25 protein-coding genes are annotated in these 21648 nt (G+C 68.7%); 6 read left to right on the top strand and 19 right to left on the bottom strand.

The genetic code is table 11. The features are described 5' to 3' along the window. From ABZT12_RS32995 to ABZT12_RS32910, 18 genes are all read right to left on the bottom strand, one after another. The coding region (locus tag ABZT12_RS32995; protein ID WP_356391416.1) for a DUF2637 domain-containing protein at positions 1–91 on the bottom strand (91 nt) is incomplete at its 3' end. Between the two features lie 167 nt (positions 92–258). Continuing rightward, on the bottom strand, positions 259–3561 hold the full coding sequence (locus tag ABZT12_RS32990) for a hypothetical protein (RefSeq protein ID WP_356391412.1): 3303 nt from the start codon (positions 3559–3561) through the stop codon (positions 259–261). Positions 3562–3681: 120 nt separating this feature from the next. Next, positions 3682–4134: a pilus assembly protein TadG-related protein gene (locus ABZT12_RS32985; RefSeq protein ID WP_356391410.1), complete on the bottom strand. Its 453-nt coding sequence runs from the start codon at positions 4132–4134 to the stop codon at positions 3682–3684. Beyond that, positions 4134–4586: a TadE family protein gene (locus tag ABZT12_RS32980; protein WP_356391408.1), complete on the bottom strand. Its 453-nt coding sequence runs from the start codon at positions 4584–4586 to the stop codon at positions 4134–4136. The genes ABZT12_RS32985 and ABZT12_RS32980 overlap by 1 nt, the downstream gene beginning before the upstream one ends. Positions 4587–4591: 5 nt before the next feature. Beyond that, a complete protein-coding gene (locus ABZT12_RS32975) occupies positions 4592–5017 on the bottom strand; it encodes a TadE family protein (RefSeq protein ID WP_356391406.1) in 426 nt (141 codons plus the stop codon). Beyond that, positions 5017–5220: a hypothetical protein gene (locus tag ABZT12_RS32970; protein ID WP_356391404.1), complete on the bottom strand. Its 204-nt coding sequence runs from the start codon at positions 5218–5220 to the stop codon at positions 5017–5019. Before ABZT12_RS32970 ends, ABZT12_RS32975 begins: the two co-directional genes overlap by 1 nt. A 49-nt stretch (positions 5221–5269) precedes the next feature. Continuing rightward, positions 5270–6154: a type II secretion system F family protein gene (locus ABZT12_RS32965; RefSeq protein WP_356391402.1), complete on the bottom strand. Its 885-nt coding sequence runs from the start codon at positions 6152–6154 to the stop codon at positions 5270–5272. After that, on the bottom strand, positions 6151–7092 hold the full coding sequence (locus ABZT12_RS32960; protein WP_356391414.1) for a type II secretion system F family protein: 942 nt from the start codon (positions 7090–7092) through the stop codon (positions 6151–6153). Before ABZT12_RS32960 ends, ABZT12_RS32965 begins: the two co-directional genes overlap by 4 nt. After that, entirely contained in the window at positions 7089–8567 is a 1479-nt protein-coding gene (locus tag ABZT12_RS32955; protein ID WP_356391401.1) for a CpaF/VirB11 family protein, read from the bottom strand. The genes ABZT12_RS32960 and ABZT12_RS32955 overlap by 4 nt, the downstream gene beginning before the upstream one ends. Then, complete coding sequence (locus ABZT12_RS32950; protein ID WP_356391400.1) at positions 8557–9390, bottom strand: hypothetical protein; 834 nt, start codon at positions 9388–9390, stop codon at positions 8557–8559. The genes ABZT12_RS32955 and ABZT12_RS32950 overlap by 11 nt, the downstream gene beginning before the upstream one ends. Next, the gene (locus tag ABZT12_RS32945; protein WP_356391399.1) at positions 9390–10094 is read right to left on the bottom strand and encodes an SAF domain-containing protein; all 705 of its coding nucleotides are present in this window, start codon (positions 10092–10094) and stop codon (positions 9390–9392) included. The genes ABZT12_RS32950 and ABZT12_RS32945 overlap by 1 nt, the downstream gene beginning before the upstream one ends. Positions 10095–10114: 20 nt before the next feature. Further along, on the bottom strand, positions 10115–11035 hold the full coding sequence (locus ABZT12_RS32940; protein ID WP_356391397.1) for an ATP/GTP-binding protein: 921 nt from the start codon (positions 11033–11035) through the stop codon (positions 10115–10117). Beyond that, on the bottom strand, positions 11029–11559 hold the full coding sequence (locus ABZT12_RS32935) for a hypothetical protein (RefSeq protein ID WP_356391395.1): 531 nt from the start codon (positions 11557–11559) through the stop codon (positions 11029–11031). The genes ABZT12_RS32940 and ABZT12_RS32935 overlap by 7 nt, the downstream gene beginning before the upstream one ends. 338 nt (positions 11560–11897) lie before the next feature. Beyond that, positions 11898–12512 (bottom strand): OmpA family protein, encoded by a 615-nt coding sequence (locus ABZT12_RS32930; RefSeq protein WP_356391393.1) that lies wholly within the window; start codon positions 12510–12512, stop codon positions 11898–11900. A gap of 12 nt (positions 12513–12524) precedes the next feature. Continuing rightward, complete coding sequence (locus tag ABZT12_RS32925) at positions 12525–13073, bottom strand: hypothetical protein (protein WP_356391391.1); 549 nt, start codon at positions 13071–13073, stop codon at positions 12525–12527. A gap of 53 nt (positions 13074–13126) precedes the next feature. Beyond that, positions 13127–13378, bottom strand: coding sequence for a hypothetical protein (locus tag ABZT12_RS32920; RefSeq protein ID WP_356391389.1), 252 nt, complete (start codon positions 13376–13378; stop codon positions 13127–13129). 156 nt (positions 13379–13534) lie between these two features. Further along, entirely contained in the window at positions 13535–14353 is an 819-nt protein-coding gene (locus ABZT12_RS32915) for a class I SAM-dependent methyltransferase (protein ID WP_356391387.1), read from the bottom strand. Then, entirely contained in the window at positions 14350–14640 is a 291-nt protein-coding gene (locus tag ABZT12_RS32910) for a hypothetical protein (RefSeq protein ID WP_356391385.1), read from the bottom strand. Before ABZT12_RS32910 ends, ABZT12_RS32915 begins: the two co-directional genes overlap by 4 nt. Positions 14641–15347: 707 nt before the next feature. Between ABZT12_RS32910 and ABZT12_RS32905 the strand changes: the two genes are divergently transcribed. The 5 genes from ABZT12_RS32905 to ABZT12_RS32885 are packed head-to-tail and all read left to right on the top strand — an operon-like array spanning position 15348 to position 19644. Beyond that, positions 15348–15959 carry a hypothetical protein gene (locus ABZT12_RS32905; RefSeq protein ID WP_356391383.1) on the top strand — a complete coding sequence of 204 codons (612 nt, stop codon included), beginning with the start codon at positions 15348–15350 and terminating at the stop codon, positions 15957–15959. Continuing rightward, entirely contained in the window at positions 15956–16564 is a 609-nt protein-coding gene (locus tag ABZT12_RS32900; protein ID WP_356391381.1) for a toxin, read from the top strand. Before ABZT12_RS32905 ends, ABZT12_RS32900 begins: the two co-directional genes overlap by 4 nt. Beyond that, entirely contained in the window at positions 16561–17760 is a 1200-nt protein-coding gene (locus ABZT12_RS32895; protein WP_356391379.1) for an MAB_1171c family putative transporter, read from the top strand. Before ABZT12_RS32900 ends, ABZT12_RS32895 begins: the two co-directional genes overlap by 4 nt. Then, positions 17750–19147, top strand: coding sequence for an FAD-dependent monooxygenase (locus ABZT12_RS32890; RefSeq protein ID WP_356391377.1), 1398 nt, complete (start codon positions 17750–17752; stop codon positions 19145–19147). Before ABZT12_RS32895 ends, ABZT12_RS32890 begins: the two co-directional genes overlap by 11 nt. Positions 19148–19185: 38 nt before the next feature. After that, positions 19186–19644: a DUF6283 family protein gene (locus ABZT12_RS32885; protein WP_356391375.1), complete on the top strand. Its 459-nt coding sequence runs from the start codon at positions 19186–19188 to the stop codon at positions 19642–19644. Between the two features lie 213 nt (positions 19645–19857). Here ABZT12_RS32885 and ABZT12_RS32880 read toward each other — a convergent pair whose 3' ends face one another. Continuing rightward, positions 19858–20523 carry a hypothetical protein gene (locus tag ABZT12_RS32880; RefSeq protein WP_356391373.1) on the bottom strand — a complete coding sequence of 222 codons (666 nt, stop codon included), beginning with the start codon at positions 20521–20523 and terminating at the stop codon, positions 19858–19860. Between the two features lie 282 nt (positions 20524–20805). Between ABZT12_RS32880 and ABZT12_RS32875 the strand changes: the two genes are divergently transcribed. Further along, a complete protein-coding gene (locus ABZT12_RS32875) occupies positions 20806–21645 on the top strand; it encodes a DUF6461 domain-containing protein (RefSeq protein WP_356391371.1) in 840 nt (279 codons plus the stop codon). Positions 21646–21648: the final 3 nt, after the last annotated feature.

The raw sequence follows: 21648 nt of genomic DNA, 5'->3' as shown, positions 1-21648 counted from the left end.
CGAAGCCCTTCTTCAGGGCGAGTTCGCGCACGGCGGCGTACGAACCGGCGAAGCCGATGCCGGCGATGACGACCGCACCGGTGACGACCACGGCGGCGACGCCTCGCTGAGCACAACTGAGGCTGGCCGTTGTGCCGTGCCGGGCGGGCGGTGCGGAATTTGGCTGCGCTGAACCGTCGTCTGGTCTGGGCCTGACCTGCGGATGGGACGTAAGTGAGGAGGCCGGGGATGAGACGGAGGGTGCCGATCGTGTCGGAGTCATGGGCGCTGGGCCCGGAGAGAAGGCGAAATGCCGAGCAGGTCGTTGATGAGCTGCTCGGTTTCTATCTCCAGTGAACAGTCCAACGCCCGATTGACCTGCTGAACACGGGCGATGGCAGTGTGCAGCCCCTGCCGGTTTCCGGCCGAGTGCTCGATCCGAAGCCAGTCCCGATACAGCAACTCCGCCATGTCATCGACGTCGAGGCCCGTCGCAACGGCCCGGCGGGCCGCGCTGAGATCGTGGTGCGGGCCAGCAGGGGTGCGGTAGGTGGCCACGGTGTGCGCTACGTCGACGATGCGCGTGATCATTTCCTGCTGGTAGGGCTCCGCCCACGGCAGTGGTCTGCCGCCGAACGGCCGGCCTCGCACCAGAGTGAGCGCCCGCTCGAGATCGGAGAGGCCGGACGGTCCCTGCGGCAGCGCGCGTTCGACGAGTTGCAGGAAGCGGCTCCAGTCGCAGCGCACGCCGGGGGAGAGTCGGTAGGGATCGTCGCCAGCCTTGCGGCGAGGCACGTAGGGGTTGCCGGCGGAGTCGTTGCCCAGGGAACTGCGCAGGCCCTGCATTCGGGCGTTGAGAGTGGTGGACGACCAGGGGCTGACGGGATCCATGTCGGAGCACAGAGCATCCGCGCCTCGTCCGGGCCGGAAGTACAGCAACGCGGCAAGCTGTGCCATCCGCGGGCCGTGGCCGGTGCGTTCCACGCCGGTCACTTCGACCGGACCCAGTACCCGGATCTCCGGCGCGTGCAGGTCATGCGGCTCGCACTCCTCCTTCGCCTTCGGTACGGGCACGTCCTCACCGTCGTCCCGGTTGTCAGCCTCCGGGACCTCCACGACGGGGGACCCTGCTGAACCGGCACCCGAAACGTCGGCCTCGGCTTGAGGCGGCGTTTCAGCGGTGGGCAGCAGCCGGAGTCCGGACGGGTCGGTGGTGACGGCGAGCAGGGCCGGGAAGATTGCGCTGCCGCGGTCCGCTGTCGACGGCGACGAAGGGCTCGTGGTGGCATCGTCGGCTGCGGGTGTGGGCTCCGTTGGCGCGGCCGGTTGGGGCGCCTCCACGTTGTCCGGCTCGTCCGGCACGTCCTGCCAGGGACCCTCGGCCGGGTGGGCTGACTGGGCGGACAACGTCAGCGCGTCGGTGATCTGGAGATAGGCGGCGTGCTCCAGGCGTTGCACGGTGATGTCGGCACCAACGGAGTCGAGATGCTGTGGTGTGCTGAGTGAGGCGTTGAGGATCTCCGCCTCGGGGAAGTGCGCGGCCGCCGTACTGGCCGGCGCGATCAGGGTGACGGGCACCGTTCCTGCTTTGTCGATGACCTCGGCGAAATCCCAGGCCGCGTCCGCGTCCAACGACGATGCGCACAGCAGCAGATAGGGCTGGTGACTGGTCTCGGGCAGTTGGTGCGCTTCCAGCAGCCGCTCGCTCAGATCGCGCAGCGCGTGCGCAGGCTGCCGCATGTGCGCGATGCGCGCGGTGGGCAGCAGGTGGGGCAGGTCCTCGCCGAACCCCACGGTGACGACTTCGACATCGCTCGCCCACGGACTCATCCCGAGTTCCAGGGCGAGGGAGATGCACACCTCGGTGATGTGGACCGGGTTGCCGTCCAGGAGCACGGCGGACACGCGGGCCAGGTTGAGCAGGACCAGGTCACCCGCTTCGGTACTGCCGATCGTGGCCAGCCCCGGATACGGCGCCGGCACCTGGCGGGCGCTTTCCTCGTCCAGGAGATCGGCGTTGGTGGCCAAGACCCACCAGCCCGCCTGCCCGGAGGTGAAGGGCGCCAGCGGCTCCTGGGAGAGGTCCTCGGGCAGCACCTCCACCGCGCGCGCACCGATGCGCGCGGCACGCAGCGGCGGCAGGTCCGCCTCGTCTCCCTCCTGAGCCATCTGGTAGGCCATGGTGCGCAGGGCCACGTCCAAGCGGACCGCGCCGCCCGGTTCGGCGGCCGCCGCCAACTGGGCCTCGGCCGGAGAGGTTTCCGGTGCGATGGCGATCGTCTCACCTGGCCTACGGCGGCGACGCTGCAGCGTCCTGCGCAGCGCTAGAGCACCGGTGATGGCGGCCGCCAACAGTGCGCCGGCGCCGAGAACGGTGCGCAGGTTCAGCGGATTGCCAGCCGGAGTCGATACCGGCGTAGCGGACGCCATGGCAGTGGGGGAGGAGGCAGCGGAGCTCGACGCCTCGGCCGACGCCGACGGAGAGGCAGCAGAGGCGGCGGAGCTGGTGCCGGGCGTAGGCGTCGCGGAAGAAGACTGCTCCTGCCCGGGCTGCTCGGCGGGACGGCTGCTCGGGATGCTGGAGGGCTTGGACTCTGGCGCGGGCGCCGTGGTGGTTCCCGGCGGTGGTGCCTGCTGCTCATCCCCCGCGTCATCGTCCGGCTTCTGACCGTCAGGCGTCTGGGTGGCCGGGGGAGTGACCTCCTGGCCGCCCGTCTTCGCGTCATCGTCCCCCTCGCGCGACGGTGCATGCTGGTCGGAGGGGACGCCGGGCACGGTGACCTGCTGCCCTGCGAAGACCACATCCGGATCGGAGATGGCGGGCAAGCCGCCCGGCTGCGCCTTGCCGCGGCTGGCCGCGTACAGCTGCGGCCACTCGTTGCCGTCACCGAGCACCTCCTGCGCGATCTTCGACAGATAGTCGCCCGGGTGGACCGTGACGACGTGCTCACTGCCGTCGACGGCAGCCGGGGCGGCGTCGCCCAACTGCGTACGGAGACCTCCTGCAGTGGCGGCGGCATGCGGCATCCTGAGCTGCCATCCGGGCTGCAGGAAGCTGTTCGCGCGGAAGACCTCGCCGTCCGCCATGATGCGGCCCTCGTTGAGGTCGGCGATCTCCCGCCACCGCTCGCCGTCGCCGAGTTCCTTCTCGGCGACGCTCCACAGGCTCTCCGCTGGCCGCACCTGGCGCACCGTGTACGTCGCGTCCTGCGTGTTGTCGGCGGCCGACGCCGAACGGTCTGCGTCGGCGCTCTGCGCGCCCATCTGCCCCGGCAATTGGACGGCTGTGGTGCTGGGCGCGGCCTGCGCGGGGGTGGCTAGCGCTGAGCCGGTCGGCAGCAGCACCAGGATCCCGCCGATCAGAACGGCCGCGGCGCGCTGCGAGACCCCCAGCCCGCGCGGGGCGTGCCAGGATCGCCCGCGCAGTTGCGCGCTCAACTCCCTTATCGCGCAGAACGCGAACTGCGCCCACCCGATCCAGCCCACGGCAACGAGCAGCAGCAAGAACGCCCCGCCGGTGTCCTGCCGGTCCAGCAAGTGGGTGAGGTCGTCGCGGCCAGAAGCCCACAAGAGCGGGGTCACCCAGGCCAGCAGCAGCGGCAGCCCGGCAACCGCGCCGACCAGGACCAGCAGGCTGCCGGCCGCCGTGACGATCCGGGCCGTCAGGGAGCGCGTGGCGGCGGGGGGATGGGGAGTGCGCATTCAGTTTCCTTCAGGTGCGGTGACGCCGTGCAGAAGAGTCGCTTCGCCGTGGCCGGTCACCGCGAGAGAGCCAATCCCGGCCACGGGCAGAAACTTCGTGGCATAGCTGTCGGTGACCGTCACGCTCAGCGTCTTGCCGTCCTCGGACACGCTGACCGATCCCGTCGCACCGGCCGAGCGTAGATAGGCCTGAGCGGCGGCCTGCGCATCCTGGGGGTCGACGACGATCGCCTTACCGGGGATAGCCTGCGCCGGGTCGATGGCCTGCCCGCCCGCGCGGGCGGCTTCACCGGCGATGTAGTCGGCGCGCTCGGTGGCGCGCATTTTGCTGCCGCCGTCGACGGAGATACCGATGATGCCGATCAGCGCGACGACACACACGGCCACGAACACGGTGACCCCGCCCCGGTCGTCCAGCCGCCCTTGATACCGGCCTGCCAGCCACGCGATCATCAGTCCCCCCGCTGCCGGTACTGATCGACGACCGACGTTGCCGTCGACGTCAGCGTCCGGGCGCCGGGCACTCCCGGAAGCAGAAGATCCGACAGATTCACCGTGCAACTCACGGTCACGGTGACCGTTCCCACCCGCCCTACAGGCACGTCGAGGCCGCCGGTGTTCACGCTCACGCTGGCGGACGCACACGTGATGCCCTGATCGTCCAGAGACTCGAGGGCGGCCGTGTGCGCGGCGTCCTGCGCGGCGGCGACGGTGCGGTGGATGGATGCCTCCCGCGCCGCGTCCTCGGACGCCGCGTCGATCTTCGCGCTGGACATGACGAGGCGTCCGCCGGCGATCGCCAGACACAGAAACATGATCAGCGGCGGAAGGACGATGGCGGCCTCGATCGCGACACTGCCCTCGTCCCGGCCGGCCGCCCGCTTCCAACGGGCCCTGATACGCAACGGATTCACCCCCCTGCAGTCGTCCAGCGTTCGAGGGGCCCTGACGCCGACTGCGTGATTGTGAGGCCCGACAGGCCGGGGATCATGGACAGGGCTGTACCAGACACCTGTATTCGCACGCGCTGGCCGTCGTTGCTGGCCGAGACGCCGTAGCCGCGCAGACTGTCACCGGCACTGCGCGCGAGGACCTCCTGCGCCCGGGCCGTACCGTCGGCGGGAGATGCCTGGTAGGCGCGGGCCGCGGTGAGGCCTTCGCGGGCCGCGGTCAGGGCGATCTCCCGGGCGTAATACCACATAGAGGCCTGGATGACGGCGATCGTGGTGAGCAGGATGAACGGGAAGACGATCGCCATCTGGATGGAGGCGTCGCCGCGGTCATCGCACCAGCGCCGCTCGTGCCACCAGGCCCGGATACGGGCGCCGCCCGGCATCAGATCCCGCTCAGGTTTCCGTTGTACTTGGAGATCACCACGGCGATGGTGCCGGCGATCAGCAGGGCGCCGGTGACGGCCGCGACCCAGATGATGACGGTGGTGATGCTGATATCGCCACGGTCCGGCTGGCTGGAGGCCTCCTCCAGGCGCGTGGCCAGCCAGCGGACGGCGCGGTAGGACCTAAATGCGGTGTACTTCATCGGGCGTGCTCCTCCACCAAGTTGAGCGAGTTCGAAGATCGAAAACGGGTCAGACGGTGAGCATGCGGATCACCGCGGGGAAAGCCATCAGCAACATGACCAAGACGGCGAGAAGAGCGCCGGGGGCGGTCATCTTCTCGCTGGCGGCGTTGGCTTCGGCGGCCTGGTCGGCGAGGAGTTCGGTGTTCAGTGCGGCGGTGCGGCCCCGCAGGGCTTTGTAGACGGCGGCGCCGTCGGTGGCCGAGCCGCGCATGATGTCGGCGACATCGCTCAGGACGGGCAGGTCGTACTCTTCGGCGAGTTCGGACAGTGCCTGGTAGGGCGGGATCTTCTCCAGCCGGGCCCGGCGCAGTGCACTCTGCAGATACAGGAACGGCCAGCCGCGCCCGACTGCAGCGGCTTTCTCCAGCGCCTCTGCCGGTCCGGCGTCGGCGGCCCGCTTGAGCGCCACCAGGTCGAGGTAGGCGGACAGGGCGTGCGCGAACTCCTCCCGCGCCCGTTTGGCCTGGTCACGTACGGCAAGGTCGGGAGTGATGAACAGCAGGGCGGCGATAGCCAGTCCGGCAGCTGCGGGGACGTAGAAGGGCAGAGAGACACCCGCGATGATCCACGGGACGGACGCCAGTACGGGGCACAGCAGGCCGAGCGCGCCGAGCGCAAACTTCTTCAGCATGAACTGGCCCGGCCCCTGACCGAGCAGGGCGAGGTCCTTAGCGGGAATCCGTACGCCGGGCAGATGCCCCAGGTGGGCCAGCAGCCACCTGCCCCACCGTTCCTCCTGGTCCAGTTCCGGCTCGGGCATGCTCAGGCTTGCCGGACCGGTGCGCTGCAGGGCCGGCGCCAACGCGGGCTGTGGCTGCAGCAGTTCACGGACCAGCAGGGCGACCCCGGCGCCCACGGTGCCCCCGGCAAGGAGTTCGGGAAGCAGATTCATTGTGCGACCCCTTCCAGCTCGCGTTCCCCGGCCGGTTCTGGAGCGGGTGTGGGCAGGCGGACGGCGCTGCGCGCATCGGTGCTGAGGAACCGGGCGATGTGCCGGAAGGTGCCGAGCGAACGCATCAGTGCGAGCGTGGCGAAGAATCCGGCGGTCAGGAACGCCAACACCAGTTGGCCCAGCAGGGTGTTGTAGGGGCGGGTGAAGGACGGCACGAAGAACCCGGCGACGACGATGCCTAGGGTGATAAGGGTCATCCACCGCACGGTCGTCCGCGACTTGGCTCGCTCCGCCTCGACCTTCCGCTTGCCGGCGACCTCTTCGCGGACGGTGCCCGCCAGGTCTTCCAGCCCCTGGGCGAGGCCAGGACCGCGGTCATTGACCGACAGGATCAGCGCGGCCGCCACCTTGTCGGCGGTGATGTCGTCGAGTTCGTCGGCGAACGCGCGTAGGGCCTCCTCGGGCCGCCAGCCAAGGCGCAGCCGGTCGGAGAGGTTGACGATCTGCCCGGCCAGCTCCTCCGGGGCACCGCGACGACTGGTGATCATCGCCTGTTCCAGGCCCATACCCAACCGCAGCAACCCGGCCAGCCGCTGCGTCCACTCGCTCAAAGCCTCCAACTGCCCGATGCGTTCCTTCGCGATCTGCGCCGGCGAGATCAGCCACGGCACCCCAACCACCGCCGCACCCAGCAGGGCTGCGGCCACGAAGTTTCCGGAGAGGAGCCACACGGCCACGAACACCATCACTGCCCCGATGGTCAGGGTGCGCCGCCGCAGCCGGACATCCCCGCCCTGCTCCGTTCCACCGCGCGCCGTCTTCCACCGCTCGCGCAACGGGGCCCAGCGCGGCGCCGTCGTCCCCACCACGCCGGCGAAGACGCCGATCAGACCGCCGATGACAGCCATGCCACTGAGAAGAGCCCACAACAAGATCACCGGCCCGCCCCAACCTTCAGCTCCAGCGGCTTCTCCCAAGCCCCGTAAGCCAGCTGGAGCAGTCCGGAGTCGAAGCCCACGCGGCGCAGGTCATCCACGCAGCCCGGATCCATCCGCGGCACCGCCCGCAGCTCCCCGAACTCCCTACCCGGAGCGAAGATCTCATTGGTCGCCGGGCGCCCCGACTCGCCGATCCCGGTCACCTCCAGGACGTGCGAGACGTAGCGGTGGCGGCAGCCGCCGATCTGCGTCTCATCCGTCATGTCAACGAACACAACGAAGTCCAGGCCGTTGGCGGTCTGCCGGTAGGCAAGCTGCTCGGACAAGTTGCCCTGGGCCAGCGCATACAGTTCGGCGATCCGGTCGAAGATGATGTCGGGGCGACGCGCGTGGATGGTGCACAGGTTGCCGCCCGAGCCGTTCGTCAGCGCCTGCATCATGGCGACGACTTCGGGGCCGCGGACCTCGCCGACCACGATCCGCTCCAGCGACATCCGCAGCGCGGGATGCATCAGGTCCAGCAGGGTGATCTCGCCGGCGCCGCGGCCGGTGACGTCCTTCTCCCCGTTGGACTCGCGCCCGACCAGGGAGACGACCTGGCGGTGGTAGCCGTTGTTGTGGGCGAACAGTTCGTCCTCGGTCTGGATGGTGGCGAAGCGGCACTCCGGGCCGAACTCGCGGAGCATGGCCCGCAACAGTGTGGTTTTCCCGGCCTTCTGCTTGCCAGCGATCATGACGTTCTTCTCCGCGCGCACGCAGGCGCCGAGGAACTCCCGCAGGATGGGGTCGATCGTGCCCAGTCGCACCAGATCGTCGAGGTTGGCGTGGGAGACCCGGTGGCGGCGGATGACCGCGTACGTCATCGGGCCGAGTCCGGTGATCGCCTGGAGGCGGGAGCCGTCAGGCAGTGAGAGGGCGAGGGTGGGGTTGGCGGTGGAGATGGTTCGCTCGGTGTGTCCGGAGTCGCGGGCTAACTCCCTGACCAGTTCGAGGAGTTCCTCCTCGGAGTCCGTGATCGGGCCGACCATCTGGCGTGAGCCGTCGCCGTAGTCGAGCCACACCTCGTTCGGGCCTTGGATGATGATGTCCTCGACCCGATCGTCGTCCAGATACGGCTGCAGCCGCCCGGCCCGGTAGAGCAAGTCGTAGACGGCACGCCGCAGCGTCCCGTCCTCCGCGGGCGTCATAGCGTTCGCGTCCGACCACAGCGCGACCGCCTCGTTGATCCAGTCCAGGCAGCGCTGCTCCTCGCTGTCCCGGTCCATGCCCGGCGCGGTCTTCAGCAACTCCTCACGCTGCCGAGCGACTTGGGCCGCGATGTCCCGTGCAGCCTGGTAATCGACGGTGATCTGCGGTGCTGCGGCGCCCACCGCGTGCGGACTCGAAGGAGTTCCGGCCGGAGTCCGTTTCGCCTGCTGAGGACGGCCGGGCGGGGGAGTCACGGAGGGATCGGGGTGCAGAGGCCTAGCGTCCACGGTTCACCTCCCCGCCGGCGAAGGGGCGGCGCTGATCGAGTCGGGCACGGCGTACGGCGGCCCGCTGCACCAGCAGGGCACTGCTCGTGCGGGCGGCCCTCATCAACGGCGACTTTGTGAAGCGGCGGGACTGCTCGGCGCCGTCGGACAGCACCCGGGCCTCCTGCGGCGCGTACGGCAGTGTCGCCACCACCGGCACCTGCAGCACCCGCTGCACCTCACCCGCAGGGTAGGGGCCTTCGTCGATCACCAGCAGGCCGACGTCTCCGACGCGTTCTTCCAGCGCCGTCACCCGGGCCTGCGCGGCCTGCAGGCTGCGCAGCGTGTTGCGCACGACGACGATGACCGCGTCCGCCTGTTCGGCCAGCACCCCGGAGAGGCCGAAGGCGCCGCTGCGGCCGAGATCGATCAGGACGTCGTGGCCGTGGTCGGTTTCGATGCCCCGGAACATGGCCGCCAGGCCCTTCCACACTGAGCCAAGGCTCGCCGCCTGGGCGGGGTCGGTGATGCCGGGCAGCAGCAGCCGGTCACGCGGTGACTCCGGTTGTCCGTCCTTGCCGTCCGTGCCGTTCAGGGCGATGAGCTGGCGCCAGAAAGCGTCGCCGAACTCCCCCTTGCGGGCCGCCACCGAGAGGTTGCGCAGCCCGTACCGGTCGCTGAGCGTGCCCTGGAGCAGTCCATGCAGCACGGCTCCACCGTCCGGGTCGCACTCCGCCAGGATCATCTTCCGGCCCGGCTCCAGCGGCCACGACAGCAACAGCGCGAGTGCACTGGTTGTCACTCCCGGTGCGCCGGTGCAGCCGGCCAGCGCGATGATGCCCATCAGCTGCCGTCCGGAGCGGTGAGGACCAGGCGTAGTGCGCTCGCCGACATCCACGCGGCGACGGTCGGACCGTCAGCAGCGGAGGTCGCGACGTCGACGACCACGATCCCCGTGCCGGGGGCGGCTGCGGACGCTTTCACGACGCGTCCGGTGATCGTCTCCGGAGCGGTGGACGTCTTGTCGGTGTCTGTGTCGCCCTGCGCGGGAACGTGAACCAGCTCGACTCTCTGGCCGGGCACCAGGCTGGTGGCGGGAACCTGTTCGGGTTTGAGCCCGATCGGCACCAACTGCTCGCCGGCCTTCACCAGCGAGTCCTTGGTCACCTGTGATCGCGTCAACAGTGAACCGGGCTTCAGCTCCACGGCAGCCCGCTTGCCCACCACCGCCTTCACGTCGTCCGCGTGTACGGCCTTCACCGCCGGGTCCAGGGAGATCGAGGCTGTCCCCAGGTCCTGTTCGGTGAGGACCTGGCCGACCTGTACATCGCGGACCACGGTGACCACCTGCGTGCGGTGGCCGACCTGAAGCAGCAGGACGGCCACCCCGGCACCACCGGCAGCGATCAGCGCCAGCGACAGGGCGATCACGCCCGGCCGGCGCCTGCGGGCCGACACCCGCGGCGGAGTGACCGGTGCGGCCACCTGCCCCTGCTGGGGAACACTGCTCGCGCTCGTTGCCCCTGTGAGTTCTTGGGTCTTGCTCAACGTTCATCCTTCCGATGGCGTTACCTGACGACCTGGAGCTCGCCGATCGCCACCTGCGTCTGGGTCTGCCGGATTTCGGTGAGCTGGCCGGTCTGTCCGCCGCCGGCCGTGACCTGCCAGTCGATCGTCCATGTGGAGGTCGCGGTCACCTGGTACTTGCCGCCGTCCGCGCCGGCCGAGGTCGTGGTGTAGAGGTGGTCGCAGGTCGGAGACTTGCTCATACCGGCGGAGGCCGCGTAGACCGTGCCGGGGCCGGTGCACGTCACCGTGGCGCCGTCCCCCATCCGCCATACGATCTTCGATACTTTCGCGGTCGCCGTGACGGTCACGGCCCCGGCCGTCGCCGTCGCGGACTGCGGTCCGTACGTTGTTGCGCTCTGGTTGACCCACATCCACATCGGAACCCCGATCGTGTATGTCCCGGCCGCACGGGGGTTGGCGATGTCCGGGCCGCGCAGCGTCATCTTCTTGACGGCCTCCAGGGCCAGCACCGCGGGGTCCACCGCCGGGCCTCCGGCCGGTGGTTGGGCGAACCAACTGCTGTTCATGTTCGGGTTGTCGGGGCAGTACGCGTCGTAGACGGCGCCGTCGGCGGGGTCATGGCCATCCCAGCGGGGATCGCCCGCGGCCGGTTGGGGGTCGGCCTGCTGGAAGTAGCAGTTGCGGCCGTTGGCCCAGTAGCCGTAGTTCTTCAGATAGCAGGGGACTTCCTGGTTGCCGACGAGGCTGTCGTAGCACTTGGGCTTGGTGGCAGTGCCGTCCGAGGCCTGTTGGCCGCCACCGGACTGGCCCGGTGTGGAGACGGTGTCGTCGGCGACGACACGGCACAGGCCTCTCTCATTGCAGACGACTTTGCCGCCATCCGCATACGCGGTGGCGCCTCCAAACGCCAGGACGAGTGCGGCTAACAGGGCGCCTCCCTGGGCGCGTCGGCTCAGCATTTCTTCGCCTTGTCTGCCTTCTCGTCGGTCACCAGCCACCGGGAGCCCTGCTTTTGAAGGCGAGCGACGGTTGTGTACCGCTTGACCTGGTTGGGCGGGGTGACGCTCTTGCCCGTCTTCTTGTCGACCGACTCCCACGTGTTCAGGTCGAAGCACACCGTGAGGGTTGCCCGCTTGCCGCTGGTGTCGATCGCAACGTCGTCCTCGGCGATCGTCAGCTTGGGCTCACCCTTGACGATGATGCCGTTCTGGAAGTTGACGAAGACCGTGTCCTTCGTATCGCGCAGCGCGGCACCGGTCGCGTACTTGGTGATGTTGCTTCCGTCGAGCGAGGACTTTGCATAGGCCTTGACCTGCTCATCGTTCATGCCTTGGTATGCGGCGATGGCGTCCTTGCGGGCTTGAGCCTCGGCAGCGGACACCGTAGTCGTGGGCGACGCGGTAGTCGGGCTCGGCGACTTCTTCGCCGAGTCACCGGCGCTGGATGAACAGCCTGCTGTCACAGCGATCGCAGTGAGTGCCATCAGGGCCGCGGACACCGTGCACCGATTTCGGATGCGAAGGGCCGTGAGCCGTGGCATGCGCTGATCTTCTCGTGTCATGTGGTCTCCCCGAACGACGCGATGTGCGTGGAGACCGCAGCCGGGATCTGTTCGCCCTGCCCAGCCTGCGGCCTGGTCGAGCTGCGATGGTGCGTTTGCGCAGCGGCAAGAATACGCATATGCCAGTCAACTTCCCAATGAAATAGGCGAGTTCAATCGCCGCACTCGGGTCCGGGCGGTGATTTCCTGTAGCGAATATGGATTCGTAGTCCCGGGTCTTCGCCCAGCCCAGCCCCCATGCACCCACGTCGGCTCCGACCTCACGGTTGCCAGCTCCCTGTCCGTGCGAAAGAGATCTCTACGCGCCGGTTCTGTCTCCGGCCGGCCTCCGTGCTGTTCGACGCGACCGGATACCGCTCGCCGCATCCCCGGGTTTCGAAGACGGCCGTCGACGGGAGACCGCCGGCCAGAGCGGTCCGCACGGCGTCGGCACGGCGCAGGGACAGGACGTCGCCGTGCGCGGAGGAGCCGAGATCGTCGGTGAACCCGACGACACGGATCGTCGTCGGCCGCTGCTGACTGATCTCCCTGGCGATCACGGCGATGCGGGCCCGGGCCGAAGTGCCCAGCTGTGCGCTGTCCTTGGCGAACAGCACCTCGGCCTGCAGCTCGTACGTCACGTCCTCGTTCGTGTCCCTGCGGCGTTCCGAGCCGTCCTGGTCCCCGACAACCTGGCTGAGAGCGGCAGGATCCGAGCCGATACCGAGAATCCGGGGCGGCGCGAGGACCCCGCCGTCACGCAGCGCGAGGCCGGAGCCGCTCCCGTACGGGCTGGCGGCTGCCTGCTCCATTCCGGGCGGGACCGCGCTGAGCACCACGGTCAGGCCGGTCAGGGCGAGCACCAGAATCGCGGGGCGGGGCCGGATCGGGCGCATGGTCACCTCACCTCATCCGGAGATTGTGATGGTCGCGGTGTCGAACAGGGGCAGTTGGAAGCCGACCTTCGTCGTGCTCGCCGGCGGCGCGGGGAACTGCATGAAGACGTCGACGTCCTCACCGGCCTTCAGCGTGGTCAGCCCGGTCATGGTGAGGGGGTGGCCGCTCGTGTCCCGCAGCACGTAGTAGCGCTTGCGCTGCGCGAAGTCGGTGACGGTGGCCCCAGCCAGTGACGGTCCGGTCTTTAGGACGGCGAGTTCGTCGCCGCGCAACTCGGCGGGCACGACAGCTGGTTGGGACCCGTCGTTGCGCAGATCGCCGCGGACCGTGAGGTATCCGGCCGGATCCCGCTCGGCCGAAGTGATCGTCAGCGTGAGGTCGTTCTGGCCCTGGAGTTCAGCCAGCGGCGTGCTGGCCAGACCCTGTTGCTCGCGGGAGGCTGAGCCGCTGACCGCCGTCATCACGCCACTGCGCAAGGTGCCGTCGTCCGTGCATCCAGCGGCCGCCAGCATCAGACCCACCGCGACGGCGGGTATGAGGAGCCGTCTGGTCAGCGACATGGCCGACTGCGTTCTGGTCTGTTCCTTCTGGCAGATGGGCCTGCGCGCGGGCACTAGGCACCCCCGCCAGGCCAGAGGACAAGAACGTTGTCGTCGAGCGTGATGTGGCGGCCGGGATGGCTCGTACGGACGTCAGTGAAGTCCTTCTCGGAGATTGCCCCGTGCACAACGACCGCCGTGTTGATAACCGTGGCGCTCTTGGTGGTGGACTTCGCGGCGACGGTTTCCAGCGTGCAGCGCCCTTTGTGTGTGGATGCGGGGCAGGTGAAGGCGGCCTTCGTCTGCGGCTGGCGGGAACGGAACATGGATTCTCCTCAGCCCGTGAATGCGGGGGCCTGGCGCTCGATGCGTACACGTACAGGGCCGGCGTGGCTGCCTAGCCAGCCACGCCGGCCTGCCTGTGGCTCCCGGTCCCGACCGGTGCGGGCGCCGTGCGAGCCGGGAGCAGTCAAGGAGGCCTCTCAGACCTGTGCGGTGCAGGCGAGGGCTACGACGGGCTGCAGGCCCGAAGGACCGCTGGCGCGACCGCATCCGAAGACGGCGGCCCGGGTGACCGGCCGCGTACATGCGCCGTCGTCAACTACGTGCGCAGGGCGGATCTCTGACGCCGCGCTGCCGTCCGCCGTCGGCGCAGTCGGATGTGCAGGTCCGTCGTAGCCACCAAGGACGATCGTGTAGTCACCACAGGCGAGGGGACGCACCTCGTTGCGCGTCCAGCCGGCACCGATCGTGCCTAGTTCGCCCTCCTTGAGTCCGAGATCGAACGCGGTCGGCTCTGCGGAATCCGGGCTGCGGAGCTGTCGTTCGGCGACGTCGCGGTCGGCTCGTCCGTTGACCTGCACGAGCGCGTAAAAGACGCCGTTGGGCCTCAGCCAGCGCCCCACGTCCGTGAGGAGTCGGCCCGGTTCGAGAAACGGCAGGCCGTAGCGGCATGTGACGACATCTAAGCTGCCGGGTGCCAGATCGCGGGGGATCGGGTCGGCGACGATGTCCCAGAGCGCGTACGACGGGCTGTCGCAGGGGGCTGCCGCTTGGGCCTGCCGCAGGGCTTCGTCGGAGAAGTCATAGCCGGTCACCGTGAGGCCCCAGGAGGCGAGCTGGCGGGTCCACTGGCCCGTTCCGCACGCGAGATCGACGGCGGTCATGCCCGGGCGCGGGTCGACGGCCTCGCAGAAGCGCGCGCTCTCGGCGGGATGGACAGCGCCCGGCGGTACAGCACAGGCCCACGCGTTCCAGTCCGACGCCGACAGCCTGTGAGTTCTCAACGCCATGCTGTTCATGGGCTGTTCTCCGGCGGGGCGTCGGTGCAGCGGACCCGGCGGAGCCGCTTGAGGTCGAAGGCGGGGTTCGTGACCTCGCCCGCGGCGACTCCGAACAGGTTCACCGGCTCGGGCTCCTCGGGCAGGTCCGGTACCAGGGCGGACAGGGCGGCCTGGGGTTCCCGCACTGGGAGGTGCTCCTGGACCGGCGGTATCCGGGGCGGGGGAGTCTGGGTGGCCGGGAAGGCGCGCCACCGGCTTCTCCGGTGGCCTGGCCTGCGGCCGTTCTTCAGTGGGAACTTGCTCACGAGCGCTTCCTTCCTGGAGTGGGGCGGCGGGAGAGGCGCATGAGGCGGTCCGGCGGCCGGTCTGCGATGCCGGACGATGCTGCACGCGCTGTCTTCCGGGCGGACTGACCGCTCGGTGACGCTGGCGCATACGCGGATGGGGCCGGATGCGTGAGCACGGCTGGCGGAGCAGACGACGGTTGTGTGGCCGATGGCGGGGGCCGGTCCTGCGACGCTGGACGGCCCCCGCCCGGTACTCCTGGGCGTTCCCTGGTTAGGGGGAAGGGACGCCCAGGAGCAGTAGAGGGTGCCCGGCGGTGTCCGGGCAGGAACGGCACTGCGTGGGGCGGGTGCCGCTCGGCGCGCGTGGCGCGTGCAAGGGGTGTCTCCCTGTGGTGGAGGCATGGTCAGGACAGCACCGGCGATGGTGATCACGCCCGGTAGCCGGACGATTCACCTCCGCCGTCCGGTGATATTGCTACGCGCAAACGCCGGGTGTCAACGACAGTTCTGATTTTCCGAACGATCGTTGGTGTAGCCCGTCGGGTGCAAGGGGCCGTCTCGCCGGAGTCTGGGCGCGGGTCTGCCCCTATCTGGGGGGAACGCTGGAAATCTAACGATCGCGTGCAGCTGAGAAACGATCGTTGTGAACCGGGGGCGTTTGCACGTACGCTGCCCTGCACATGTGCGGGAGCCGCCGCCCCCACGGGCCCGTAGGGAGAACCTCGTTGGAGCCATCCACATCACTGCCTGAGACGCTGCGACGTCTGAACGAGCTGATCACCGACCGGGGCCTGAACCGCGCGGAGGTCTTCGACGTGCAGACTCTTGCCGCGAAGACGGCCCTGCCGGTCACCGTTGTCAGACGCCTGGTGAAGGGCGGTAAACCGACGCCCGATACGGTCTCCGACCGTGTCTGCGCTCGTATGAAGGTGGTCAGTGACGCCTATCTCGCCGACACCGGCAAAGAGATGAAGAACCTGGCCGCTGATCTCCACAAGGCGCTGGGGATCTCCGACGTCTGGGCGCGCAGCGTCTGCGAGGGCAAGAAGATGCCCAACGTCGATCTCCTGCACCATCTGGCGGCGTACTTCCGCGTCGACGGTGGCGAGCGTTTCTTCACCGCGCCGGCCGACGAGGCGCTCAACCGCGTACTGCTTCCCGTGCTGCAGAAGCTGGAAGGCCCCGACACCGATCCTCTGTCGCAGCTCATGCGCGAGTACGGAGTGGAAAGCGCGCACATGAGGCAGGACGGCGACCTGACGCGGGATCAGCTGGAACGGGTCCTCAAGGGAGTGCTGCAATCGGTGTTGCCGCAGAAGGGTGAGTCCGGCACATGAGCACCAGGGCGATGAAGGCGCTGCTCAGCGACTTAGGGGAGGAGGTGTCGAATTCACTTAAGCGTCCGGCCGAACCCCGGGCCGTGATGGAGGAGTTCTGCCGGGCCATGAGTGTCCGCAAAGGCCGGCCCATCGAGCTCAAGTTCCACACGTTCCCTCCGGAAGCCGGGATGTCGGGCGTACGCCTGGACTTCGGGGGCCGTTCCCTCATCGTCGTCGAGGCAGCCACCGCTCCCGCGGCCCAGTTCGTCATCCTCGGCCACGAACTGTGGCACGAGGAGGACGGCAACGCGGGCCATCACACGGCCGGGATGCCCGCGGCCGCCCGCACGTTAGGCGCCCCGCAGTCGCCCGAAACTGTGCGGCGTGCTGTGGAACAGATCCTCGACCAGTACGACGCGTCGAGGGAGTCCGTCCTCACGGTGACGGCCCGGGCCCACTCCGCCGACGACCACGAAGTGGACGCGGAGACCTTCGGCCTCCTCTTCGGCCGGGCGGTGCGCACCTGGATGACCGGGGAGTACGCGCAGGGACCGGTCAGCGACGCGACCATCGAGGGCCGGATAAACCTCTCCCTCCTCAACCGCGGCGGGCGCCTGTCGTGAGTGCGTACTTCCACATCCCGTACGCCCTCCCCACCGCGTTCCTCGCGATCGCCCTCCTCCTCAAGCTGCCCACCATCATGCGGGCCTGGCGAGATCCCAACGTCAAGGCCACCACGCTCCTGCTGTGCTTCGCCACCGCCGTGCTCGTCGTCATCACCCCCGTCAACATCGAACGCCTCAATCAGTGGACCGGCGTCCCCAACATCGCCTCGCCCTGGGCCTACTCGTTCCTGACCGCGTTCGGCGCCACCGCCCTCACCATGATCATGCGATGGCGGGAGGAGCCTTCGGCCGGGCGCCAGCGCCGGATGCGCCTCATCTATTGGATCTACACCGGCATCATCGTGATGCTGTGGGTGACCTTCCTGCTGGCCCGCGTGCCCGAGCCGAGGATCTACGACCTCGACACCTACTACGCCAGCACCCCCTGGATGAGCGAGCACATCCTCCTGTACCTGGGCGCCCACATGGCGACGTCCCTGGTCGCCACCTACATGCTGATCAAGTGGTTCCCCGAGGTCGAGAACCGCTGGCTGAGATCGGGCGTCGTCTTCCTACAGCTCGGCTTCGCCTCCGGACTCGTCTTCGACGTGGTGAAACTGATCGCGATCGGCGCCCGCTGGTCGGGCCGCGACTGGGACGTACTCAGCACCAACATCGCACCGCCCTTCGCGCTCCTGTCGGGCATCCTCGTTGCCATGGGGTTCATCGTTCCCCAGGCCGGCCCCCTCCAACAGAAATGGGTCCGTGACCGGCGCGAGTACTGGCGTCTGCGCTCCCTGTGGCGGGCCGTGCGCGAGGTGACCCCCTCCTCCGCCCCCGCCCGGTTCGGCCTCTGGATGCCGCTGGACCTCCGCCTGGTACAGCGCCAGCAGCGCATTCACGACGCGCTGCGTGTCCTGGTCCCCTACTTCGACCAGGGCCTCTACCAAAGAGCCCACCAAGCGGCACCCTCCAGCTACACCGAGGAGAAGGCCCGCGACGTGGCCCGCGCCGTCACCGTGCGCGCGGCCATCGACGCCCACCGCGCCGGTGTGCCCCGCCCCGAGACCCTCACGGACCGGCAGCTCGAGTTCGGCACGGACATCCACGAGCACATCGACACGATCGCGCAGGTCCTGCACCATCCTCGCCTAGTCGACGGCATCCGCCAGCGGGTGACCGGCACAGAAAGCGCCGATACACATGCCTCGTAATGCCACCAACAGCCGACCCACCGCCGTCGTCATCGGGGCAAGCGCAGCCGGGCTCTTCGCGGCAGCCGCCCTGGCCGAGTTCACCGACGTCACCATCGTCGAACGCGACCTGCTGCCCGACGGACCCGAACCCCGCCGCGGCGTCCCACAAGCCCGCCACGCCCACCTGGTGTGGAGCGGCGGAGTACAAGCCTTCAACGACCTGCTTCCCGGCGTCACCGACGACGTGGTCGCCCAGGGCGGCCGGCTGATCCACATCATGGGCGACATGGTCTCCCGGGCACCCAACGAAGTCTGGTTCCGGCGCTTCACCGCGACCCATCACCGCAATCTCGTCTGCTCCCGCGACCTCCTCGACTCCGTACTGCGCACCCGCGTCCGCGCCCTGGAGAACGTCACGTTCCGCGAGAACACCACCGCGCTCGGACTCGTCGGCGATGCCACCCGCGTCACCGGCCTCCACGTCAGCACCGGCGAAGACGAACTCACCCTGGACGCCGACCTCGTCGTCGACGCCTCCGGCCGCGGCTCCCACACTCCGGCATGGCTCGAACGCCTGGGCCTGCCCAAGCCCCCCGAACGGGAGGTCAACGCCGGCGTCGCCTACGCCACCCGCCTCTACCGAGCCCCGGGCACCACCGCCGACCGTAACTTCCCGCTCATCAACGTCCAGGCCAACCCCGCCAAGGCCCCCGGCCAGGGCGGCATCATCCTGCCCATCGAAGACGACCAGTGGATCGTCACCCTCGCCGGAACCCGCGGGGGAGAGCCGACCGGCGACCTCAGCTCCTTCGAAGCCTTCGCCCGCAATCTCGGCGACCCCGTCATCGGCCGGCTTCTTGAGCACGCCGAACCGCTCGGAGACATCGCCACCACCCGCAGCACCGCCAACCACCGCCGCTACTACGAGAAAACGCGACGCTGGCCCGACGGTTTCACCGTCCTCGGCGACGCCATCGCCGCCTACAACCCCGTCTACGGCCACGGCCTGACCGTCGCCGCCCAATGCGCGATAGCCGTCCGGGACATCCTCAACACCACCAGCATCACCGCACCCGGCACCGCCAAACTCCTCCAGCGAGCCGCCGCCCGCCCCGTCGCCGCCGCCTGGGACCTCGCCGTCGGACAGGACGCCCTCTACCCCGGCGCCACGGATACACCACCCACCGCCGTGGAGCGGATCCTCGCCCGGTTCGTCGACCAGGCCGTCTCCACCGGCGCCCGCAACCCCCGTGCCCTGAGCGCACTGCTGGACGTGATGAGCCTGGAAAAGCCAGCCACCCGACTCTTCTCACCGGACATGCTCATCCCTATGCTCCTCGGCCCGAAGAAACCGCACCTGCCCAAGGCACCTCTGAGTGAGCAGGAATGGAAAAGCGCTTCCTAGCTGCCGAGTCAGGCCACCGAGCCCATGGGGAGACGAACGTGGACCACGACAGAGGATCGACTACCGGCGCTGCCGTCCACGTCACCGTTGCGACCCTTACGGCCGGCGCCACTTATGACTACCGGGACCGTCCGTGCGCCCAGTGCCTGTGGCGTACGGACAGCGACCTGACCGCCACAACCGAACACGACATGCAAATGCTGGCCCGCGCCGACGGCCGACCACGCGAGCTGGCGTCCTTCACGGCCCCTGTCGTGGACTGCCCGCTCGACCGGCCGGACGGCGCCCAGCCGCTGCCCTGGTGCGCTGGCTGGCTCGCAGTGGTCGGACAACACCACCTGGCGGTTCAACTGGCGATCGCGTTGAACGCGCTGCCCCCCAACGCCTTTGCACCACGCGGTACTTGGCCTTCCCTGTACTCCAGCCTGGCGGCGCTTCTCGAAGCGCGTGAAGAGCAGCTACAGCGCCGCCGAGCCGGCCGCGAAATGCAGGGCTGACGGGCGGTGGCGAGCCGCGCCCGGAGGAACTTGCAGCTCCCGTGATCAGCCACTTCACGACGCACATCGCTCAGTGGCCCGAACTGGTGCGTCGACAAAGGCGGGTCTATCGCGGTCGAAAGACACGTGAACCGCGTGGAACACTCAACGAGGCCATGTACGCGGCAGTCGGCCCAGGGGTGCGTGGCTACCTTCGGTCTCGGCCTGAACCGATCATCTGTCTGTCCTCGTGGGTGCCTGGGGCGAGGCGGTGAACCTCTGCCAGACCGGGGCATCGTGGTCGACGCCGAGGAAGTTCTGGAAGTCCCAGTAGACGCCTCCCTCAAGGCGGCCGTACGCATCGCTCGGACGGACGGGGCTGTTGAGAGGGTCGTGCTCGTCCTCCCAGTCGATGTCCTCGTACCCGGGGTCGTCGATGCTGTAGTGGGTTAGATAGCCCCGGGCATGCTCGATGTTCAGGTCCAGAGCCGGGAACTGGGCCATTAGAAGTTCGGGGCGCCCCTGGCACGGAAGATCGCCGAAGAACGAGCCAATGATGTCGGTCTCCTGCTGGAACTGGTCGATCGCTCTGCCGTGATGGAAGAGCTCGCAGCCCCAGAAGTCGTCGTCGTAGATGAAGACCAGCAGCCCCGGACAGTCGTAGGCGCGTGAAACGTGAAGCTGGGCGCGCCGACGCAGGTCCCACTCCCAACCTCGGGTCCATTCCAGCACGGTCCAGTCGCCGCGCCGCTCGCGCAGCGCGTACGAGTCGAGGTTGAGGTCGTGGACGTCCTCCAGGTCGAGCGTGTGCTCCTCCTGATGCCAGAACTCCTCCAACGCGGCGTACACCTGCTGGTGGTCGACGCCGTAGAACAGATTGACGCGCTTGAACGTCCCCATGTGCGCCCCCGAGGCATGTGGTCGGCGCCGGCGGCTGGCGCTCTCGCCTGGCAGTGTCGCAGCCGCCCAACTCGAACTGGTGACCGGCCCGTTGGCAACGTCGGCCGACTCTGGGGACGTCGAGACCCGCTACGCACCCATGAACTGCACAAACGCGCCTGCGGAGAACGGCCTGCGCAGCTACTCCCTCCGCGGCAACGAAACGGACATCACCTCACACGCCGCCTTCTAAGGACCAGCTTGCACGGGGTGTTGTCAGAGGTATCGGGCACACTGCGCCGTATGAACTCGGTGACTGCGCACGACTATGCCTGGATCCGCACCTCGCCGGTCTTCCGCCACATGACGGGGAGCGGGTACACCCTGACACTGATACGGGGGTGGGCCCCGCGAGAGGTGCTGCGCGTGATGGAGGCGGAACCGCGCGGCATCGGGGAGGGCACGGCCGGGCTGATCGAGGCGGACGACGCTCACAGCGCCGAGGTGGACGATTACTGGGACGAGTCGCACGTCGCGGGGGCCTTCAGCGTTCCGGGCGAGAGCGGCGACTGGACACTCGTCCTCGGGTTCGACGGCGGTCTGGGGATCGCGGCGCCGTGCGTGGAGACGCTGTCGAAGGGCGGCCGGGTCGTGGCGCACTCGACCAACGGCGGCAAGCCCATCGACCTTTTCCACTGGTTCGAGGATGGTGAGCTCCGTACGACGTTCGAGGGCCCCTCGGCGCGCGATGGCAGGACCCCTGATGAACTGGTCCCTCTGCTGCGGGAAGTCGGCTTCCCTCTGACTTTCGAGGGAGAGCACGACGAGAGCGCTCCGGATGTCGACCGGAAGGCGGCGGTCCTCGCTCTGGCCGAGAGACTCACCGGCGTACGCATCACCGAATCCCTCCTCCAGGACGCTACATACGAGCTGGGGCTCGTCCCCGAACAGCCCGCCGAGGAGTGGACCAAGGTGGTCATCGACATCACCGATGCCCATGGGGAGCGCTTCTACAGGGAGTGGACCTACGAGGAGGTCGCGGCGGCGTCGGACCGGGCACGCGCGGAGGCAGACGCGCCGGTGGTGATCACCTACAACGGGCCGTCGCCTATGGATCATTCGGAGCACGAGGCAGATGAATAGCGA

Origin of the sequence: Streptomyces sp. NPDC005423 (assembly GCF_040606415.1) — a bacterium.
Lineage (GTDB): Bacteria > Actinomycetota > Actinomycetes > Streptomycetales > Streptomycetaceae > Streptomyces.
Note: the sequence above shows the minus strand (reverse complement) of the source record. Positions and strands in the feature narration are given on the sequence as shown.

Coding starts and splice junctions, on each gene's coding strand:
- ABZT12_RS32920 (WP_356391389.1), bottom strand. CDS start 13,378: ATGTTCCGTTCCCGCCAGCCGCAGACGAAGGCCGCCTTCACCTGCCCC.
- ABZT12_RS32970 (WP_356391404.1), bottom strand. CDS start 5,220: ATGAAGTACACCGCATTTAGGTCCTACCGCGCCGTCCGCTGGCTGGCC.
- ABZT12_RS32930 (WP_356391393.1), bottom strand. CDS start 12,512: ATGCGCCCGATCCGGCCCCGCCCCGCGATTCTGGTGCTCGCCCTGACC.
- ABZT12_RS32880 (WP_356391373.1), bottom strand. CDS start 20,523: ATGGGGACGTTCAAGCGCGTCAATCTGTTCTACGGCGTCGACCACCAG.
- ABZT12_RS32985 (WP_356391410.1), bottom strand. CDS start 4,134: ATGATCGCGTGGCTGGCAGGCCGGTATCAAGGGCGGCTGGACGACCGG.
- ABZT12_RS32975 (WP_356391406.1), bottom strand. CDS start 5,017: ATGCCGGGCGGCGCCCGTATCCGGGCCTGGTGGCACGAGCGGCGCTGG.
- ABZT12_RS32915 (WP_356391387.1), bottom strand. CDS start 14,353: ATGAACAGCATGGCGTTGAGAACTCACAGGCTGTCGGCGTCGGACTGG.
- ABZT12_RS32950 (WP_356391400.1), bottom strand. CDS start 9,390: ATGGGCATCATCGCGCTGGCCGGCTGCACCGGCGCACCGGGAGTGACA.
- ABZT12_RS32925 (WP_356391391.1), bottom strand. CDS start 13,073: ATGTCGCTGACCAGACGGCTCCTCATACCCGCCGTCGCGGTGGGTCTG.
- ABZT12_RS32965 (WP_356391402.1), bottom strand. CDS start 6,154: ATGAATCTGCTTCCCGAACTCCTTGCCGGGGGCACCGTGGGCGCCGGG.
- ABZT12_RS32935 (WP_356391395.1), bottom strand. CDS start 11,559: ATGGCACTCACTGCGATCGCTGTGACAGCAGGCTGTTCATCCAGCGCC.
- ABZT12_RS32890 (WP_356391377.1), top strand. CDS start 17,750: ATGCCTCGTAATGCCACCAACAGCCGACCCACCGCCGTCGTCATCGGG.
- ABZT12_RS32875 (WP_356391371.1), top strand. CDS start 20,806: ATGAACTCGGTGACTGCGCACGACTATGCCTGGATCCGCACCTCGCCG.
- ABZT12_RS32940 (WP_356391397.1), bottom strand. CDS start 11,035: ATGCTGAGCCGACGCGCCCAGGGAGGCGCCCTGTTAGCCGCACTCGTC.
- ABZT12_RS32900 (WP_356391381.1), top strand. CDS start 15,956: ATGAGCACCAGGGCGATGAAGGCGCTGCTCAGCGACTTAGGGGAGGAG.